The organism is Actinosynnema sp. NPDC050436, from assembly GCF_040655415.1.
Lineage (GTDB): Bacteria > Actinomycetota > Actinomycetes > Mycobacteriales > Pseudonocardiaceae > Actinosynnema.
This window is the reverse complement of record NZ_JBFAJV010000016.1, coordinates 12909-30967: the sequence shown is the minus strand read 5'-3', so window position 1 is coordinate 30967 and position 18059 is coordinate 12909. Positions and strand designations below refer to the sequence as shown.

The window sequence follows — 18059 nt, the reverse complement described above, 5'->3', positions numbered from 1 at the left end:
CGGCTAGTGCCCTCCGACCGTGCGGAGAGCCTGACGCGCATACGCGCGCACATCCGCGTCCGAGTCACCTTGTGCCCGTTCCAGCGCAGCCGAGACATAGGGCCTATGTGCCCACCGGCTGAGTACCCGGACTGCGGCTTTTCTAACATCGAGATTTTCGTCCATCAGGCGGTCCACAACCGCCGCCGGCTCCTCCACCGCCCACACCGCTCCGACCCGGACCTGCCACGCCGGGTCGGCCAGCGCCTGAGCGGCGACCGGCCGCAACTGAGCGAACCCCGCGCCCGCCTCCAGCGCGGCGGCCCGCACCAGCAGGTCGGGGTCGTGCGCCAGGATCACCAGCACGTCGGGTCGTGCGCGCAGCGAGCCGAGCCCCTTGGCCGCCAGCACCCGCAGCTCGCGCTCCGGGTCGTCCGCCGCGCGCGCCAGCACGTCGGCCTCCCGCAACGCCACCAGTCCCCGGATGGCACTCGACCGGGTGGCGACCGACGGGTCGTCCAGCGCGTCGGCGTAGGTGTCGACCGTGCCGAGCTTCAGCGCCCACAGGACTTCCAGGGCGACCGCGCGCGACGGCGACAGCCGCAGGGCCTCGGCGAGTTCCGGGCCGGCCGGGACGACCTCCACCAGCTCCCGCAGTCCCGCGCCGGCCGCCTCGCGCACCGCCGCGTCCTCGTCGGCCATCGCGCGCACGAGGGCGAACTCGAACCCGTGCGGCACCGCCTCGGTGAGCAGCGCGACCGCCGCCCGCCGCACGGTCGGGTCCGGGTCGGCCAGGTAGGACCCGAGCGCGGCCAGGTCCGGCCGCTCGTCGGTCAGCGCCACCAGGTCGAGCAGGCGGTCCGACCCGGTGCCGGCCGACCGGTCCACGGCCTCCTCCGCGACGACCGCCACGGTCACCTCCCGGCCGGTGAGGACGGTCACCTCGCCGGGCGGCGGGGTGAGGCCGTCCACGGGCACCAGGTACGGCGCGACCGGCCGCTTGACGAACTCGGTGCCGCCGGAGGCGTTCTTGCGCAGGTTGAGGTGGTAGAACCAGTCCTGGTCGTCGCGCTCGGGCAGGTCGACCCGGTCGTGGTAGAGGCCCCAGCGGCTCTCGGTCCGGGTCAGCGACGCGTGCGCCGCGAGTTCCGCGCAGTCCCGGATGAAAGTCACCTCGGCGCAGCGCATCAGCTCGTGCGGCGTGCGCGCGCCCATGCCCGCGATCTCGGACTTCATGCGCACGAACGACTCCAGCGCGAGTTCCAGCTTCGTGCCGGTCTTGGGTGGCGCCACGTAGTCGTTGACGAACCGGCGCAGCTTGTACTCGACCTGGGGCTGCGGCGGGCCGTCCGGGTTGCGCAACGGCCGGTAGACCAGCTCGTGCGCGTCGGCGACCTGGTCCTCGGGGAGTTGCCCCGCAGGCACGAGGTGTTCCGCCGCGTGCGCGCCCGCCAGGTCGCCGAACACGAACGCGCCGAGCATGTAGTTGTGCGGCACGCACGCCAGGTCGCCCGCCGCGTACAGGCCCGGGACGGTGGTGCGGCCGTGCTCGTCCACCCACACGCCGGACGCGGAGTGCCCGCCGCACAGGCCGATCTCGGAGATGTGCATCTCGACGTCGTGCGTGCGGTAGTCGTGCCCGCGTCCACTGTGGAACGCGCCGCGCGTCGGCCGTTCCGTGGTGTGCAGGATGTTCTCCAGCGCCACCACGGACTCCTCCGGCAAATGCGTGGTGCGCAGGTAGACCGGGCCCCGGTCGGAGGCGATCTCCGCCGCCACCTCGGCCATCATCTGCCCGGACCAGTAGTCGCAGTCCACGAACCGCTCACCGCGCGCGTTCACCTGGTACGCGCCGAACGGGTTGCCGACGTACGCGCACGCGGGACCGTTGTAGTCCTTGATGAGCGGGTTGACCTGGAAGCACTCGATGCCGGACAGCTCCGCGCCGGCGTGGTAGGCCATCGAGTAGCCGTCGCCGGCGTTGGTCGGGTTCTCGTAGGTGCCGTAGAGGTACCCGCTGGCGGGCAGGCCGAGCCGCCCGCACGCACCGGTGGCCAGCACCACCGCGCCCGCCGCGACCGTGACGAACTCGCCGGTCCTGGTGTTGAACCCGGCCGCGCCCACGGCCCGCCCGCCGGAGGTGAGCACGCGCACCGGCATCACCCGGTTCTCGATCCGGATGCGCTCGCGCATGGACCGCTCGCGCATCACCCGGTACAGCACCTTCTTGACGTCCTTGCCCTCGGGCATGGGCAGCACGTACGAGCCGGACCGGTGCACCTGGCGGACGTGGTACTCCCCCGCCGCGTCCTTCTCGAACTTGACGCCGTAGCGCTCGAGCCGTTGCACCATCCCGAAACCGCGCGTGGCGGTCTGCATGACCGTGCGCTGGTCGACGATCCCGTCGTTGGCGCGGGTGATCTCGGCGACGTAGTCCTCCGGCGACGCCTTGCCGGGGATCACGGCGTTGTTGACGCCGTCCATGCCCATCGCCAGCGCACCGGAGTGCCGCACGTGGGCCTTCTCCAGCAGCAGCACGGACCGGCCGCGCTCCGCGGCGGTGATGGCCGCCATGGAGCCGGCCGTGCCGCCGCCGACCACCAGCACGTCGCAGGTCAGCTCGACCCGCCGGGACACCGGCGGGACCTCCAGGGGTGCGGTCACGAGCCCAGCACCGCCAGGATCGCGTCGCGCCGCACGGCGACCTCGCCCGCGCCGAGCACCACCACCCGGTCGCCCAGCCGCACCGCCTCGTCCACGTCGTGGGTCACGAAGATCGTCGTCGTCCCGGTTTCCCGCAGCACCTCGACCACCAGTTCCTGCATCGCCGCCCGGGTCTGCGCGTCCAGCGCGCCGAACGGCTCGTCCATCAAGACCAGTCCCGGCGACTGCGCCAGGGTCCGCGCCAACTGCACGCGCTGCCGCATCCCGCCGGACAGCTCGCGCGGCAGGTAGTGCCCGAACTCGGCCAGGCCGACGCGGCCGAGCCAGGCGTGCGCCCGCTCCCGCCGCTCGGCCCGGCCCACCCCGCCCAGCGCGAGCGGCAGCTCGACGTTGCGCAGCGCCGTGCGCCACGGCAGCAGGCCGTCGTCCTGGAACACCAGCGCCCGCTCCCGCGACGTGCCGCGCACCTCGGCGCCGTCCACCAGCACCCGACCGGCGGTGATCGGCAGCAGCCCGGCGACCGCGCGCAGCAGCGTCGACTTGCCGCACCCGGACGGCCCGGCCACCACGACCACCTCACCGGACGCGACGTCCAGGTCCAGCCCGCGCAGCACCGGTTGCCGCCCGTACCCGGCGGTCAGCCCCTCGATCCGCACGCTCATGCCCGCGCCTCCCGGGGCAGCCACCGGGTCACCCGGCGGCCGAGCAGCTCGACCGCGCTGGACGTGAGCCAGCCCAGCAGGCCGATGGTGACCATGCCGACGACCACGCCGGGGTAGTCCACGACCGTGTACGCCTGCCAGGTCCGGTAGCCGACGCCGAACCGGCCGGAGATCATCTCGGCGGAGATCACGCAGATCCAGGACACGCCCACGCCGACCGACAGCCCGCCGAACACGCCGGGCAGCGTGCCCGGCAGCACCACCTTCACCAGCACCTGCCACCGGCTGCCGCCCATGGTGCGCACGGCGTCCTCCCAGATGGTCGGCAGCGCCCGCACCGCGTGCCGGGTGCTGACCAGGACGGGGAAGAACGCCGCCACGAACGTGATGAAGACGATCCCCTGCTCGTCGGTCGGGAACAGCAGGATGGCGATGGGCACCAGCGCGATCGCCGGGATCGGCCGCACCACCTCCAGCAGCGGCCCGACCAGGTCGGCGAGCAGCCGGGACCGGGCCACCGCGACGCCCAGCGCGGTGCCGGCCGAGGCGGCCAGCAGGAACCCGAGCCCGATCCGGCCGAGGCTGCTCGCCAGGTCCTGGTAGAACTCCGGCACCCGCACCTGGCGGGCGAACCGCTCGGCCACCTCGACCACGGTCGGCAGCTGGTCGAAGCGCAGCCAGATCCGCGCGCCCGTGGCGGTCAGCACCTGCCACAGCAGCAGCCCGACCGCGAGCGATCCCAGCCGCACCACCCACCGGCCGCCCATCACGCACCCGCCAGGGCCTGGTCGTAGGTGAGCACCGCGCCCCGCGCCGCCGCGGCGGCCTCGGTCGTGAACGGCAGGAGCTTCCCGCCCTCGCGCACCCAGTGGGCGTGCTCGGCGAACCACCGGGTGCCGGTGGCGGCGTCCGGCACGTAGGCCGCGCGGACCCCCTTCCCGGCCTGCTTGACCTGCTTGAGCAGGCAGTCCGGGGTGGCGGCGGGCCGCGTGGCCTCCTCGCCCTCGAACCACACCTCGCCGGCCGTGGCCGGGTCGCCGACCTCGATCCCGCACGCGCTGTCGGTGCCGGTGATCCGGGCCGGGTTGACCAGGTCCTCGGTGCCCTGGAAACCGGAGTCGCGCAGCGGCCCGTCGTCGATGAACCGGTCGACGTCGAGCCGCTCGATGTCGCCGATGGACTCCAGGAACGGCACGTCGTCCCGCAGTGCCGCGCGCAGCGCGGACTTCAGCGACAGGTCGAACGTGGCGATGCCGTTGGGGCCGTTGTAGAGGTAGACCACCTCGGGCGGCAGCCCGGTCGCGTCGGCCACGGACCGCGCCGCCGCGAGCGGGTTCTCGTGCAGGTACCGGGTCGCGTCGAGCTGGGCCCGCAGGAACTCGGCCAGCACGTCCGGCTGCGCGGTGGCGAACGGCTTGCGCACCACGACCCCGTGCAGGGTCGGGATGCCCAGCGCCGCGCCGTCGTAGAGCAGCTTGGCGCGCTTGTCGAACACCAGCTGGCCGGGCCAGGCGACGAACTGCGACAGCGCCGCCACCCCGCCGCCCTGCAACGCCGACGCGCCGACCGAGGGCTGCTGGTTCTCCACCGTCACGTCGATGTCGCCGAGCGCGCGGACGAGCGTGCCGTGCCCGGCGGAGCCGACGCTGGCCGACACCCGCTGCCCCGCCAGGTCCGCGAGGGTCCGGGCGGTGGAGTCGGGCCGGACCACGACCATGTTCAGCGCGCCGCGCGCGTTGTAGCCGGTGACCGAGACCATCCGGGTGCCGTCGTCGCCCCGCGCCTGCGTGCGGGAGCCGTTGATCAGCAGCGGGAAGTCGCCCATCGAGCCGATGTCGACCTTGCCCGCGATCATCTGCGCGGTGATCGGCGCCCCGGTGTCGTAGTCCTGCCAGGTGACCTCGTAGCGCTTGCCGGTGCGGCGGCCCAGCTCGTCGAGCCGCTGCTCGAAGAACCCCCGCTCGCGCAGCAGCGTCCCGGCGGTCGCGGTGTTGATGGTCTTGGACTGGTACCCGACCACGACCGGCACGGCGTCGCCCGAGGCGGAACCCGTGCCGCAGGCCGGTGCGGTCGCGGCGACCAGCGCGGCGACCAGGAGCCTGCGCATCACTGCCCCCCTCACCGCAGCAGGTACGGCATGTTGATCTCGACCGCCCCGGTCGGGCAGCGGGCGGCGCACGGGCCGCAGTACCAGCACTCGTCCACGTGCATGTGGGCCTTGCCGGTGTCCGGGTCGATGGCCAGCGAGTCGAGCGGGCACATGTCCACGCACAGCCGGCAGCCCTCGACGCACCGCGACTGGTCGATGGTGACCGGCACGTCGACGCGGTTGTTCACCAGAGCCATGCTCGGAGCTCCTCGGGTGGGGGTTGTCGGGAAGGTCAGTCGGCGGCGCGGTCGAGGACCGCGCTCATGGCGAGGCGGTCGCCGCGCAGGCGGATGTACTCCAGGTCGACGGGACGCCCGTCGGCGAAGTGGCTCAGCCGCTCCACCACGAGCAGGGCCGCGCCCCGGGGCACCTCCAGCACGGCGGAGGCGTGCAGGTCGGCGTTGACGGCCTCCAGCGTCACCGCCGCCGCGCCGAGCCTGCGGCCGGAGGTCTGCTCGATGAGCGAGAAGATGTCCCGGTTGCGCAGGTCCTCGTCGAGCAGCGGCAGGCCGACGTCCGGCGCCAGGTAGGTGAGGTCGAGCGACAGCGGCAGGCCGTTGAGCCGGCGCAGGCGCTCCACGTAGACGACCTGCTCGCCGTCCGCGAGGCCGAGCCTGCGGGCCACCGGGGCCGGCGGCCTGATCGGCCCGGCGGCGCGCACGTCGTTGGTGACCTCGCCGTGCTCGTTGAGCACCTCGGCCAGGCCCATCAGCCGGTCGAGGCCGTGCGCGTACTTCTCGGTCACCACGAGGGTGCCGACGCCCGGGACGCGTTCGACCAGGCCCTCTTCGCGCAGCAGGTCCAAGGCCTCGCGGATGGTGTTGCGGGAGGTGCAGAACTCGGCGGCGAGCACCAGCTCGTCGGGCAGCACGCCGTCGGGGAACGCCCGGTCGACGACCTGCCGGCGGATCACGTCGGCGGCCTGCCGCGCCCGGTCGGCGCGCAGCCGCCGGTCCGGTGCTCCGCGTTCCGCGCTGCCCAGGTCCATGGCGAGCAGTCTGGGTCACCGACGGCGAACGGGGCGTTAACGCAGCGTTACGCCACCCAGGTCTGCGCGGGCGCGGTCACTGACCTGCGCCGGGCACGCCGGGCGCAGGCCGTTCCGCCACCGGACCGCCGTCCCACTCCGTGGACAGCCGTCGTCAGACCTCCGCGCGGCTCCGCGAGCCGCCGAAAGCTCGGCATACGAGGTATATCAGGAAACTCACCGCCGTGACGAACGCGCTCACCGGCACGCCGGGCGCGAGCGAGAGCAGGATGCCCAGCAGCACCGAGATCTCGGCGAACACCACGGCCAGCACGGTGGCCTTGACCGGCGACGCGGTGACCCTGCCCGCCGCGGCGGCAGGCGTGATCATCAGCGAGAGCACCAGCAGCGCGCCGACGACCTGCACGCTCAACGCCGTCGCGATGCCCACCAGCACGGCGAACACCACCGACAGCGTGCGCACCGGGACGCCCCGCGCGGTCGCCACGGCGGCGTCCACCGACGCGAAGTGCAGCGGCCGGTAGATGAACGCCAGCACGGCCAGCACCGCGACCGACGCGCCGACCAGCAGCCACAGGTCCGTCGAGCCGACGCTCACGATCTGCCCGGTGAGCAGCCCGAACTTGTTGGCCGACCGGCCCTTGTACATGAACAGGAACAGCACGCCCAGGCCCAGCCCGAACGCCAGGATCGCGCCGATCACCGAGTCCCGGTCGGAGTCGCGCCGGGACAGCAGCCCCAGCAGCAGCGCCGCGACCACGGACCCGGCCAGCGCGCCGTAGCCGACCCCGACGCCGACCAGCAGCGCCGCCGCGCCGCCGGTGAAGGCCAGCTCGGACGTGCCGTGCACGGCGAACGCCATCTTGCGGGTCACCACGAGCGGGCCGAGCAGCCCGGCGACCACGCCCAGCACGGCACCCGCGACGAGCATCTGCCGCACGAAGTCGTAGCCGAGCAGGTCGAAGGTCAGCGACAGGTCGAAGAAGTTCTCCATCACTCCTCATCCGCCACGTGGTGCGGCCCGTCCTCGCACACGTGCTGGGCGCCCACGACGTGGATCTGGTCGCGCACGCGGACCACCTCGACGTTCGTCCGGTACAGCTCGGACAGCGTCGCCGAGGTCATCACCTCGGCGGGCGTGCCGATCCGGAACCGACCGTCCACCAGGTACAGCACCCGGTCGACCAGCGGCAGGACCGGGTTGATCTCGTGGGTCACGAACAGCACGGCGGTGCCGGCCGCGCGCCGCCGCCGGTCGATCAGGTCGCTGACCACCCGCTGGTGCGCGAGGTCCAGCGACAGCAGGGGCTCGTCGCACAGCAGCACCCGGGGGTCGCCGACCAGCGCCTGGGCGACCCGCAGCCGCTGCTGCTCGCCGCCGGAGAGCAGGCCGACCGGCTCGTCGGCGTAGCGGGTGGCGCCGACGGCGGCCAGCGCGGTGTCCACGGCGGCCCGCCGCCGCGCGCGGTGCCGCCAACCGATGCCCCAGGCGTGCCCGTCCAGGCCGAAGCCGACGAGGTCGCGCCCGCGCAGGGTGAGCGACGAGTCCAGCGCGCGCTGCTGCGGGACGTAGCCGACGCGCCGGTTGCCGCCCGCCACCTCGACCGTGCCCGAGGACAGCGGTTGCAGGCCGAGCAGCACGCGCATCAGGCTGGTCTTGCCCGACCCGTTGGGCCCCAGCACGGCGACGAACTCGCCGGGGGCGACGTCGAGGTCGAGCCCGTCCCACAGCACCCGGTCCCCGTAGGACAGCCGCGCGCCGCGCAGGGCCACCGCCCCGCGCACCGACCTGTCGCTCACCTGCGCGGTCATCCGCGCAGCGCTGCGGCCAGCGCGTCCACCTGCTTCGTCATCCAGTCAACGTAACCCGTCACGCCCTCCGGCAGCGTCTCGGTGACCTGCACGACCGGGACGCCCGCCTGGCCGGCCTTGGCCACGACCTGCTTGACCGCCGGGTTCTCGGTCTGCACGTTGTCCACCACGGCGGCGACCTGCTTGCTGTCCACCAGTCGGGTGACATCCGCGAGGGCGGCGGCCGGGATGTCGGTCTCGCCCTCGACGGCCTCGCTGAAGGTCTCCGGGGTCACGTCCTCCACGCCGGCGGCGTCGAGCAGGTAGTGCGCGACGGGCTCGGTCTGGAGCACCTTCCTGCCCTTGCCCGCGCCGTCGAGCTTGCGGTGCAGCTCCTCGACCGCGCTGCCGAAGCGGGCGGCGTTGTCGGTGAAGGCGGCCTTCTTGTCGGGCGCGATCTCGGACAGGTCGGCGGCGGCCTGGTCGGCGACCTTGCGCACGGTGTCCAGGTCGTACCAGACGTGCTCGTTGACCTCGTGGTCGTGGCCGTGCCCGGGAGCCTCGGCGGCGGTCGTCTCCGGCTCCGCGTGGTCGTGGGCCTTGCCCGACAGCGGGAAGGTCTCGATCTTCTTGGCCTTCTCGGTCTCCGTGGTGAGCAGCGTGGCGAAGAAGTCGTCGTAGCCGCCGCCGTTGAAGATGACCAGCTGGGCGTCCTTCACCAGGGCCACGTCGGAGGGCTTGCTGTTGTAGGAGTGCGGGTCGCCGGACGGGTCGTTGATGATGGCGGTGACGTCGACGGCGTCGCCGCCCACGGCCTTGACCACGCTGCCCCACACGTTGGTGGAGGCGACGACCTTGATCCTGCCGTCGGCGTTCGGGGAGGCCGGCGAGCCGCCGCAGGCGCTGAGGGCGACGGCCGTCACGGCGGCCACCGCGCCGAGCATCGCGTTACGGACGGTCATGGGCTGACTCCTCGACTGGCTGATTCGCAGAGAATGGAAACCGTTGTCGAGTTCAGTTTAGAACGCTCCGCCACTCGGACGTCCACCAGCCGGGTGATTTTGTGGCCCAGAACGCCGCCGAGGACCACCCGCGACGGCGGGTGGTCCTCGGTGCGTAGTCGACCGGTCTCAGTTGGTGAGGCGCGCGCCCGACTCGGGGTGGAACAGGTGGACCTCGTGGGCGTCGCGCACGGCGACCCGCACCGTCTGGCCCAGCGCCGGCGGCGTGCGGCCGTCGACCCGGACCACGAACCGCTCCGAGGACTTGCCGATGCGCACCGCGCCGTGCACCAGCGCGTCCGCGCCCAGCTCCTCGACCAGCTCGACCACCATCTCCATGCCGTCGCCGTGCGCGGGGACCAGCGCCAGCGCCTCGGGCCGGATGCCGAACGTGACCTCGGTCAGGCCCTCGCCACCGGCGGCGTCGAGCGCCTGGCGCTCCAGCGGCACCACGACCCCGTCCAGCTTCACGCCCTCGGAGGTCAGCGGCACGGTCTTGAGGTTCATCGCGGGCGAGCCCATGAACCCGGCCACGAACGCGTTGCCCGGCTTGTCGTAGAGAGCGCGCGGGGTGTCGCACTGCTGGAGCAGGCCGTCCTTGAGCACGGCCACCCGGTGGCCCATGGTCATGGCCTCGACCTGGTCGTGCGTGACGTAGATGGTGGTGGTGCCCAGGCGCTGCTGGAGGGCGGCGATGTTCGCGCGGGTCTCCACGCGCAGCTTCGCGTCCAGGTTGGACAGCGGCTCGTCCATCAGGAAGACGGAGGGCTCGCGCACGATCGCCCGGCCCATGGCCACGCGCTGCCGCTGGCCGCCGGACAGCGCCTTCGGCTTGCGGTCGAGGTACTTGGTCAGGTCCAGCATCTTGGCCGCCTCGGCGACCTTCGCCTTGATCTCCGCCTTGTTCACGCCGCGCAGCTTGAGCGCGAAGCCCATGTTCTCGGCGACGGTCATGTGCGGGTAGAGCGCGTAGGACTGGAACACCATGGCGATGTCCCGACCCTTCGGCGGCACGTTGGTGACGTCCTTGCCGCCGATGCGGATGGCGCCCTCGTCCACGTCCTCCAGGCCCGCGAGCATCCGCAGCGCGGTCGACTTGCCCGAACCGGACGGGCCGACCAGCACCAGGAACTCGCCGTCGGCGACGTCGAGCGACAACTCGTCGACCGCGCGGACCGGCGGGTTGCCGGAGAAGATCCGCGACGCTTTGACGTAGGCCACCTCAGCCATGGGACACACCTTTCACCACCGAGCTTTGCCGCAACGCTAGGCATTGCAAGCGCTTACGGGAACGGGTGTATTGGTCTAGTCCTCATCGCCGGTCACCAGCAGGTGCGGTCCGCGCTGCGCGGGTCGTCCACGCGGCGGTCGCGGTGGTCACCTCCGTGTGCGAGCACAGCCGCTTGTCGTGGCGGTCGACCACCCGACCCCGGTCGGAGATCACGTACAGGCTGTTGTGCGGCAGGTGCGGCGCGGCGAGCGGGTGCGCGGAGCCCAGCACCACCCAGACGCCGAGTCCGCCGGCCGGCCCGACCACCCGGGCGAACTCCGCCCGCACGGCCGGCCAGTCGACGTCGCCCCAGTCGGCGACCTGCTCCTCGGCGTACCCGGACAGGAAACCCTCCGGGAACTGCACCAGGCGGGCACCCGCCCCGGCGGCCCGCCGCACGAGCTCGCGGACCTTGCGGCCGTTGCGGCGGACGTCGGGGGACGCGGTGGGCTGCGTGACGGCGATCCTCACCCGGTCGATCGCGCCGGCCCGCCGCTCACCCCTTCACCGCGCCGGACGAGAGCCCCGCCACCAGGAACCGCTGCACCAGGTAGAACACCACGACCGCCGGGACCGCCACCAGGATCGACGCCGCCGCCAGGTGCCCCCACTCGGTCCGGTTCTGCTGCACGAACACCTGCAACCCCACCGCGAGCGTCTTCGAGCCGTCCGCCGCCGACAGGAACGCCGACGCGAACGCCACCTCGCCCCACGCCGTGAGGAACGCGTAGAACGCGGTCACCGCCAGCCCCGGCCGGGCCAGCGGCACGACCAGCCGCCAGAACACGCCGAACGGCGACAGCCCGTCCACCCGCCCGGCCTCGTCGATGTCGGACGGGATGGTGTCGAAGTAGCCCTTGAGCATGTAGGTGCAGAACGGGACGGCGGTCGTGCAGTAGACGAGCACCAGCCCGAGGCTCGTGCCCTGGAGGCCGAGCGCCAGCAGGGTGTTGTACAGCGGCACGATCAGCACCGCGAACGGGAACATCTGCACCACGAGGAACGTCAGCATCAGCGACCGCTTGCCGGGGAACCGGAAGCGCGACGCCGCGTAGCCCGTGGTCGCCGACAGGAAGACCGACACCACCGTCGTCAGCAGGGCGATGGTGACCGAGTTGCCGAACCACGCGAGGAAGTTCCCCTTCTCCCCGGACAGGATGCGCGCGTAGTTGCCCAGACCCGAGTCGTTGACCAGGTGCGGCGTGGTCTCGACGGCGCGCGCGTCCGGCTTGAACGAGGTGACCAGGACCCAGAACACCGGGAACACGGCGATCAGGGACGCGACCACGAGAGCCGCGTGCAGGCCGACGCTCGCCGGCACGGACCGCTCACCGCGCTTCGGAGGGCGTTGCGGCGCAACGGTTCGGCGCACGGACTTGAGGGAAGCGGCTTCGACCGTCATCACCACACCTCGCCTTGCTCGCGCAACGCGCGCCGGTAGACGCCCGCGAACACGAGCAGGACGGACAGGATCAGCACGCCGTACGTGGAGGCCACCGCGTAGTCGCGCGCGGCACCGGAGAAGAACCGCTCGAACGCGTAGGTCACCAGGATGCGGGTGTTCGGGTTCGGCCCGGTGACCAGGTAGATCACCGCGAACATGTTGAACGTCCAGATGACGCCCAGCAGCACCACCGTGCCCGACACCGAGCGGAGGCCGGGCAGCGTCACGTCGCGGAACCGCTGCCACGCCGACGCGCCGTCCACCTCGGCCGCCTCGTAGAGGTCGGCGGGGATCGACTGGAGCCCGCCCAGCAGCGCCACCATCATGAACGGCACGCCCAGCCAGACGTTGACGACGATGACCGCCACCAGCGCCCAGTCCGACTGGCCGAGCCAGACCGGGTCGGGCAGGCCGAGCGCGCGCAGGAACTGGTTGACGATCCCGTACTGGGCGTTGAACATGTACCGCCACGCGAACGCGCTGATGAACGCCGGCACCGCCCACGGCAGGACCAGCAGCACGCGGTAGGCGGTCCGGCCGCGCACCCGGCGGTTGAGCAGCAGCGCCAGGCCGAGGCCGACGGCGTAGTGGCACACCACGCAGCCGAACGTCCAGACCAGCGTCCGGACCAGGGTGGTCCAGAACGAGCCGAAGCTCGGGTCGCCGGACAGCACGTTCAGGTAGTTCGCCAGTCCGACGCCGCTGTAGCCGGCCGGCCGGTCGAGCACCGGGTTGGCGATGGTGGCCTCGTTGATGTCCGTGAAGGTGAAGTACACGCCTTGGACGAGCGGGAGGAGCACCAGCACCGCGACGACCACCACCACCGGCAGCACCATCGCGTACGCGTACCAGTGCCGGTCCAGGAACTTGCGCACGGTCGGGTCGCCTCCTCGCTGCGGTCGCACTCGTGGTCGGGATCGCACGACGAGCCGCCCGGACCGGCCGCGCGGGGTCGTCGGTTCAGCCGACCGAGTAGTCCGGCACGATCTGGTCCCGGTACGCCTTGGCCACCTCGTCCAGCGCCGCCTGGGCGTCCTCCTTCCCCGCCAGCACGTCCGCGTACGCGATCTTCAGCGGGTCGAACAGCTGCCCGCCCTCCGGGATCCACGGTCGGGCGTGCGCGGTTGCGACCACCGGCCGGAACGCCGAGACCACGGGGTTCGCCCGGACCTCCGCGTTCTCGTAGGCCGACTTCCGGGTGGGCAGCAGGCCCAGCTCCCCGGCGACCCGCACCTGCGACTCGACCCCGTTCAGGCAGGTGACCAGCTTCAGCGCCGCGTCCTTCGCCTTGGTGCCCTGCCGGACCACGTAGTCGTGCCCGCCCACCGGCGCGGAGCCCCGGCCGGCGGTCTCGCCCGGCACCGGGGCGATGCCGAGGTTGGCCTTGTCGGAGAAGGCCGCGCCCTTGAGGTAGTCGGCGACCGACCACGGCCCGTTGACCACCATGGCGACCTCGCCGGACGAGAACGCGGCCTGCATGTTGTTGTAGGAGTTGGCGGGGTCGAGCGCGGTCGTCGCGGCCTTGGCGTCGAGCAGGCCCTTGGCGGTCCGCAGCGCCTTCGCGTTGGCCGCCGAGTTGACCACGATCTTCTTGGCCGGCGCGTCCACCAGGTCGCCGCCCGCGCCGTAGATGAACGGCAATGCGTAGTAGGCGTCGTTGTTGATGAAGAAAGCCTTCTCGCCGCCGAGCTTGGCGGAGGCGGCTTTCACCTCGTCCCACGTCCTCGGCGGTTCGACGCCGGCGTCCGCGAGCAGCTTCTTGTTGTAGAACAGCGCCAGCGAGTCCGTCACCTGCGGCACGCCGTAGGTCCTGCCGTCGTACCGGGTGGACCCGAGCGGGGTGTCGAGGAAGTCGGAGGTGTCCCGGCCCAGGTCGGTGTCGGTGAGGTCGACCAGGTAGCCGAGCTTGGCGAGCTGCGGCACCCAGGCGACCTCGGCGCGGAAGACGTCCGGGCCCTGGCCGCCCTGCGCGGCGGTCTTGTAGTTGTTGAGCGCCTGGTCGAAGGCGACCACCTCGGTCCTGACCCGGAACCCGCCCTGCGCGGCGCAGTCCTGGGCGAGCCGGGCGAACACCGGGGACTCGTTGGGGCCGCTGGTGTCCCAGAAGGTGACTTCACCGCCGTCGCCGGCACCGCCGCCACCGCACGCGGTGAGGACGAGGGCGACGGCCAACGCCGCCGGGGTCGTGCGGGAGGTCCGTCGCATCGTCGCCATCGCCTTCCTGCCGACCCCTCGCGGCGGGGTCCTGGGTGCAAGAACTTGCGAATCACTTGACACGGATTTCATAACCGCCGACCAGGACGGGGGTCAAGGGCCCCGCCGGAACGGAGCCGCAACGGCGGCGGCCGTCCGGGCGAACGGGTGGACGGGCGTTGCAAAACGTTGCCGCTCGCGGCACGCTGCACGCACCCACGACGAGCGAGGAGGCGCGGTGTCCGGTCTGTCCGAGATCGCCAGGGCAGCCGGGGTGAGCATGTCCACGGTCAGCCGGGTGCTCAACCGCCGGGCGGGCGTGAACGAGGAGACCCGCCAGCGCGTGCTGGCGGTCCTCGCGGAACTGCCCTACACGCCCCGGGGCCTGGGCGCGCTGCAACGGACCGGCGTGATCGGGCTGCTCGTGCCGGAGCTGTCCAACCCCGTCTTCCCGGCCTTCGCCGAGGCGCTGGAGGTCCGCGCCGCGCGGCTGGGCTACTCGTCGCTGCTGTGCAACACCCGCGCCACCGGCTCGGCCGCGATGGGCGAGGAGGAGTACGTCCGGATGCTGCTCGCCCGGGGCGTCGAGGGCATGGTGTTCGTCTCGCCGGAGATCACCAACGTCGAGGTGCCGCTCGGCCAGGCCCCGCGCCCCAGCTACTACGCCAAGCTGCTCGCCGACGGCGTGCACATGGTGTTCCTCAACGGCGCGACGCCGTCGCTGGACGTGCCGGACGTGACCGTGGACGAGCAGCACGCCGGGTACGCGGCGACGCGGTACCTGATCGGGCTGGGGCACCGGCGGGTCGGGTTCGTGTCGGGCCCGGCGCGCTCGCTGCCGTCCCGGCTCAAGCGCGCGGGCTGGTCGGCCGCGATGGAGGAGGACGGCCTGCCGGCGGGCTCGGACTTCGTGGCGCACGCCCAGTTCGGCCCCGAGGGCGGTGCCGAGGCGATCGGCCGGCTGCTGGACACCGTGCGCCCCACGGCGGTGTTCTGCTCGTCGGACCACATGGCGATCGGCGTGCTGCGCGAGGCGCACAAGCGGGGGCTGGACGTGCCGCGCGACCTATCCGTGGTGGGTTTCGACGACATCCCGCCGGCCTCGTACTGCTCGCCGTCGCTGACCACGCTGGCCCAGCCGATCGACGAGATGGCCGCGGCGGCGGTGGACGAGTTGGTGCACCGGCTGGACCCCGATCGGCGGCGTCGGCCGGCGGGCAACTACACCCGCGTGTTCCGCCCGGAGCTCGTCGTCCGGGAGTCCAGCGGGCCGCCACCACCCACCTAATTGGTCTGGACCATGTTCCAGACAGCTAACCCTGTCCCACCTGCGGTGATGACCAATCGCAGGGATGCGGGTCACCCCTGCTTCTGTAATTGGTTCTGAACCGTTACGGTCACTTCATGGCGCGGTCGATGCATGTGCGACGCCCCGCGACGCTGGCCTCACTGGCGGCGGAGCTGGGTGTTTCCCGGACAACGGTGTCCAACGCGTACAACCGTCCCGACCAGCTCTCACCGGAGCTGCGACGCCGGGTGTTGGAGACAGCGAGACGGCTCGGCTACCCGGGCCCCGACCCGGTGGCCAGGTCGCTGCGCACGCGGAAGGCGGGTGCGGTGGGGCTGCTGCTCACCGAGAACCTGTCCTACGCGTTCCGCGACCCGGCCGCGATCGGGTTCCTGGAGGGCCTGGCCCTGGCGTGCGAGGACGCCGGGACCGGCCTGCTGCTGGTGCCGGCGAACCCCGAGCGCGAGGACGTGGCGGCGGTGCACCGCGCCGGCGTCGACGGGTTCGTCGTGTACTCGGTGCCCGACGACGACCCGCACCTCGCCGCCGTGCTGGAGCGGCCGGTGCCGACCGTGGTGTGCGACCAGCCCGACCTGGGCAACGTCGACCGGGTCGGGATCGACGACCGGGCCGCGATGAACTCGCTCGCCAAGCACCTGATCGCGCTGGGGCACCGGCGGATCGGCGTGGTGTGCATGAGGCTGGCCCGCGACCGCAACGACGGCTACGTGTCGCTGGAGCGGCAGCGCTCCGCGCACTTCCACGTGCAGCGCGCGCGGATCGCCGGGCTGGCCGAGGCGTTCGCCGAGGCCGGCGTGGACTGGGCGGGCGTGCCGGTGGTGGAGCGGTTCGACCACACCACCGCGTCCGGCGCGTCCGCCGCCGCCCAGGTGCTGGACCGCGACCCGCAGGTCACCGCGCTGGTCTGCACGTCGGACATCCTCGCGCTGGGCGCGCTCGGCGAGGCCCGCAAGCGCGGCCTGAACGTGCCGCACGACCTGACCGTCACCGGGTTCGACGGCATCCGGGAGGCCGAGCAGGCAGGTCTCACCACGGTCCGCCAGCCCGTGCTGGAGAAGGGCCGCGCGGCGGGCAAGCTGCTGCTGGACTCGGCGGAGCGCACCCGGCCGCGCTCGGTCACGCTGCCCACCGAACTGGTCGTCGGCACCACCGCCGCCTCCCCGCGCGGCGTGGTCGAGGAGCGCTGGTTCGGCCCGTGACGCGGCGGTGGCCGGGCGTCAGGTCATCCGGAACACGACCGGGTCGCTCGCCTTCCCGGCCACCTGCGCGGTGAGCAGGTAGTCCCCCGGCCCGAGCCGGGTGTGCTTCGCGCAGCCCGGCTCCGACGTGCTGCCCAGCCACGTCAGCCCGAAGTCGAACACCTCGCCGGGCCGCAGCACGCGGACCTCGGACCCCTCGGTGGCGAAGCAGTCGTTGCTCGACCACAGGCGCGTGCCGCCGTCCGCGCTGGTCACCACCAGCTCCCGCACCGCCCGGCCGATCTCCTTCGCGCACGGCAGCGGCCCGGTGTTGGACACCAGGATCTTCATCCCGACCGGCTGCCCCGCCGGGTACGCGGCCTGCGCCACCTCCGCCGTCACGGCCACCTGCGCGTCGTCGCACGGCGGCGGCGGCCCGGGGGGCGGGGCGGGAGGCGGCGGCGGAGGCGGAGGCGCCGGCGGGGTGGTGGTCGTCACGGGCGGGGGCGGCGGCGTGGTCGAGGACGACGAGGCCGCCGCAGGGCGCTCGCCGGGCGGCGGCGGGCTGGACGAGGCCGCCGCCCGCGGGGCGGGTGCGGGCTCACCGCGCCCGATCAGGGCGCCGACCAGCCACACCACCGCGACCAGCGCCACCACGGCGCCGACCGCCGCCAGCACGCGCCGCCGCCGGTACACCGACGGCGGGAGCGGGCCTGCGGGCTCGATCACCTGACCGAAGGTAGCCAAGCCGATGAGATTATCGGGGTAGGCCCGGGTAATCCGATCTGGTGAACGTGATGTCGGCCCGATCGACTTGCCGGCACCGGTGGCGCGGGTTCCAATCCGAGACGAACAGGGAGGTGGGCCATGACCTCGATCGACGAACTTCTCCGCCGCAACGACGAGCTGGGCAACGCGGTGCCCGGTGACCGCTCTTCGCCGATGCCTTCGATGAAGGTGGCGATCCTGACCTGCATGGACTCCCGGATCAGGGTGTTCGAGATCTTCGGCCTGCAACAGGGCGAGGCGCACGTGCTGCGCAACGCCGGCGGCGTGGTGACCGACGACATGATCCGGTCGCTGGCGCTGAGCCAGCGCAAGCTGGGCACCCGCGAGGTCCTGCTGGTGCACCACACGAACTGCGGCCTGGAGCTGGTCACCGAGGACGCGTTCAAGGACGAGCTCGAACAGGACGCCGGGATGCGCCCGACCTGGTCCGTGGAGGCGTTCCGCGAGGTCAAGGACAGCGTCCGCAACTCGATGAACCGGCTCCGGCACAGCCCGTTCGTGCCGTACCGGGAGAACGTGCGCGGCTTCGTGTACGACGTGCACACCGGCGCGCTGACCGAGGTCGTCTAGCAGGAGGGACCGGGCGCGGCCGGCTCCGCGCCCGCGCCCGGTCCACCCGTGCGGGAGTGCCGCGCGCCGGCT

Annotated in this window: 18 protein-coding genes; 3 read left to right on the top strand and 15 right to left on the bottom strand. The window is 72.6% G+C overall.

Going from position 1 to position 18059, the window contains the following annotated elements; genetic code table 11:
- Positions 1-3: 3 nt before the first annotated feature.
- The 14 genes from AB0I60_RS30465 to AB0I60_RS30400 all read right to left on the bottom strand — a co-directional run bounded on the left by AB0I60_RS30465 (position 4) and on the right by AB0I60_RS30400 (position 14162).
- A complete protein-coding gene (locus tag AB0I60_RS30465) occupies positions 4-2643 on the bottom strand; it encodes a fumarate reductase/succinate dehydrogenase flavoprotein subunit (protein WP_360735743.1) in 2640 nt (879 codons plus the stop codon).
- Entirely contained in the window at positions 2640-3305 is a 666-nt protein-coding gene (locus tag AB0I60_RS30460) for an ABC transporter ATP-binding protein (protein WP_360735741.1), read from the bottom strand. Before AB0I60_RS30460 ends, AB0I60_RS30465 begins: the two co-directional genes overlap by 4 nt.
- Entirely contained in the window at positions 3302-4072 is a 771-nt protein-coding gene (locus AB0I60_RS30455; protein ID WP_360735739.1) for an ABC transporter permease, read from the bottom strand. The genes AB0I60_RS30460 and AB0I60_RS30455 overlap by 4 nt, the downstream gene beginning before the upstream one ends.
- Entirely contained in the window at positions 4072-5412 is a 1341-nt protein-coding gene (locus AB0I60_RS30450; protein ID WP_360735737.1) for an ABC transporter substrate-binding protein, read from the bottom strand. The genes AB0I60_RS30455 and AB0I60_RS30450 overlap by 1 nt, the downstream gene beginning before the upstream one ends.
- Before the next feature lie 11 nt (positions 5413-5423).
- The gene (locus AB0I60_RS30445) at positions 5424-5651 is read right to left on the bottom strand and encodes a ferredoxin family protein (protein WP_360735735.1); all 228 of its coding nucleotides are present in this window, start codon (positions 5649-5651) and stop codon (positions 5424-5426) included.
- Positions 5652-5686: 35 nt separating this feature from the next.
- Positions 5687-6442, bottom strand: a complete 756-nt coding sequence (locus tag AB0I60_RS30440) for a GntR family transcriptional regulator (protein WP_360735733.1) — start codon at positions 6440-6442, stop codon at positions 5687-5689.
- 154 nt (positions 6443-6596) lie between these two features.
- Positions 6597-7436, bottom strand: a complete 840-nt coding sequence (locus AB0I60_RS30435) for a metal ABC transporter permease (protein WP_360735731.1) — start codon at positions 7434-7436, stop codon at positions 6597-6599.
- Positions 7436-8254 carry a metal ABC transporter ATP-binding protein gene (locus AB0I60_RS30430; protein ID WP_360735730.1) on the bottom strand — a complete coding sequence of 273 codons (819 nt, stop codon included), beginning with the start codon at positions 8252-8254 and terminating at the stop codon, positions 7436-7438. The genes AB0I60_RS30435 and AB0I60_RS30430 overlap by 1 nt, the downstream gene beginning before the upstream one ends.
- Positions 8251-9195, bottom strand: coding sequence for a zinc ABC transporter substrate-binding protein (locus AB0I60_RS30425; protein ID WP_360735728.1), 945 nt, complete (start codon positions 9193-9195; stop codon positions 8251-8253). The genes AB0I60_RS30430 and AB0I60_RS30425 overlap by 4 nt, the downstream gene beginning before the upstream one ends.
- 168 nt (positions 9196-9363) lie before the next feature.
- Complete coding sequence (ugpC, locus tag AB0I60_RS30420; protein ID WP_360735726.1) at positions 9364-10464, bottom strand: sn-glycerol-3-phosphate ABC transporter ATP-binding protein UgpC; 1101 nt, start codon at positions 10462-10464, stop codon at positions 9364-9366.
- 82 nt (positions 10465-10546) lie between these two features.
- The gene (locus AB0I60_RS30415) at positions 10547-10975 is read right to left on the bottom strand and encodes a carbon-nitrogen hydrolase family protein (RefSeq protein ID WP_360735724.1); all 429 of its coding nucleotides are present in this window, start codon (positions 10973-10975) and stop codon (positions 10547-10549) included.
- 25 nt (positions 10976-11000) lie between these two features.
- Entirely contained in the window at positions 11001-11906 is a 906-nt protein-coding gene (locus AB0I60_RS30410; RefSeq protein ID WP_360735722.1) for a carbohydrate ABC transporter permease, read from the bottom strand.
- Positions 11906-12784, bottom strand: a complete 879-nt coding sequence (locus tag AB0I60_RS30405; protein WP_360736007.1) for a sugar ABC transporter permease — start codon at positions 12782-12784, stop codon at positions 11906-11908. The genes AB0I60_RS30410 and AB0I60_RS30405 overlap by 1 nt, the downstream gene beginning before the upstream one ends.
- Before the next feature lie 124 nt (positions 12785-12908).
- Entirely contained in the window at positions 12909-14162 is a 1254-nt protein-coding gene (locus AB0I60_RS30400) for an extracellular solute-binding protein (protein WP_360735720.1), read from the bottom strand.
- Positions 14163-14379: 217 nt separating this feature from the next.
- Here AB0I60_RS30400 and AB0I60_RS30395 point away from each other — a divergent pair, with 217 nt between their 5' ends.
- The gene (locus tag AB0I60_RS30395) at positions 14380-15429 is read left to right on the top strand and encodes a LacI family DNA-binding transcriptional regulator (protein WP_360735718.1); all 1050 of its coding nucleotides are present in this window, start codon (positions 14380-14382) and stop codon (positions 15427-15429) included.
- Positions 15430-15545: 116 nt separating this feature from the next.
- Entirely contained in the window at positions 15546-16649 is a 1104-nt protein-coding gene (locus AB0I60_RS30390; protein ID WP_360735716.1) for a LacI family DNA-binding transcriptional regulator, read from the top strand.
- Positions 16650-16667: 18 nt separating this feature from the next.
- On the opposite strand, the gene AB0I60_RS30385 is transcribed toward AB0I60_RS30390, so the two are convergent.
- Positions 16668-17357, bottom strand: coding sequence for a hypothetical protein (locus tag AB0I60_RS30385; protein ID WP_360735714.1), 690 nt, complete (start codon positions 17355-17357; stop codon positions 16668-16670).
- 138 nt (positions 17358-17495) lie between these two features.
- On the opposite strand from AB0I60_RS30385, the gene AB0I60_RS30380 reads away from it, so the two are divergent.
- On the top strand, positions 17496-17987 hold the full coding sequence (locus tag AB0I60_RS30380; RefSeq protein ID WP_360735712.1) for a carbonic anhydrase: 492 nt from the start codon (positions 17496-17498) through the stop codon (positions 17985-17987).
- Positions 17988-18059 lie beyond the last annotated feature (72 nt).

Excerpts from the sequence above, each read along its gene's own strand:
- AB0I60_RS30460 (WP_360735741.1), bottom strand. The coding sequence starts at position 3,305 with ATGAGCGTGCGGATCGAGGGGCTGACCGCCGGGTACGGGCGGCAACCG.
- AB0I60_RS30455 (WP_360735739.1), bottom strand. The coding sequence starts at position 4,072 with ATGGGCGGCCGGTGGGTGGTGCGGCTGGGATCGCTCGCGGTCGGGCTG.
- AB0I60_RS30450 (WP_360735737.1), bottom strand. The coding sequence starts at position 5,412 with ATGCGCAGGCTCCTGGTCGCCGCGCTGGTCGCCGCGACCGCACCGGCC.
- AB0I60_RS30445 (WP_360735735.1), bottom strand. The coding sequence starts at position 5,651 with ATGGCTCTGGTGAACAACCGCGTCGACGTGCCGGTCACCATCGACCAG.
- AB0I60_RS30440 (WP_360735733.1), bottom strand. The coding sequence starts at position 6,442 with ATGGACCTGGGCAGCGCGGAACGCGGAGCACCGGACCGGCGGCTGCGC.
- AB0I60_RS30435 (WP_360735731.1), bottom strand. The coding sequence starts at position 7,436 with ATGGAGAACTTCTTCGACCTGTCGCTGACCTTCGACCTGCTCGGCTAC.
- AB0I60_RS30430 (WP_360735730.1), bottom strand. The coding sequence starts at position 8,254 with ATGACCGCGCAGGTGAGCGACAGGTCGGTGCGCGGGGCGGTGGCCCTG.
- AB0I60_RS30425 (WP_360735728.1), bottom strand. The coding sequence starts at position 9,195 with ATGACCGTCCGTAACGCGATGCTCGGCGCGGTGGCCGCCGTGACGGCC.
- ugpC (WP_360735726.1), bottom strand. The coding sequence starts at position 10,464 with ATGGCTGAGGTGGCCTACGTCAAAGCGTCGCGGATCTTCTCCGGCAAC.
- AB0I60_RS30410 (WP_360735722.1), bottom strand. The coding sequence starts at position 11,906 with ATGACGGTCGAAGCCGCTTCCCTCAAGTCCGTGCGCCGAACCGTTGCG.
- AB0I60_RS30405 (WP_360736007.1), bottom strand. The coding sequence starts at position 12,784 with ATGGTGCTGCCGGTGGTGGTGGTCGTCGCGGTGCTGGTGCTCCTCCCG.
- AB0I60_RS30400 (WP_360735720.1), bottom strand. The coding sequence starts at position 14,162 with ATGGCGACGATGCGACGGACCTCCCGCACGACCCCGGCGGCGTTGGCC.
- AB0I60_RS30390 (WP_360735716.1), top strand. The coding sequence starts at position 15,546 with ATGGCGCGGTCGATGCATGTGCGACGCCCCGCGACGCTGGCCTCACTG.
- AB0I60_RS30380 (WP_360735712.1), top strand. The coding sequence starts at position 17,496 with ATGACCTCGATCGACGAACTTCTCCGCCGCAACGACGAGCTGGGCAAC.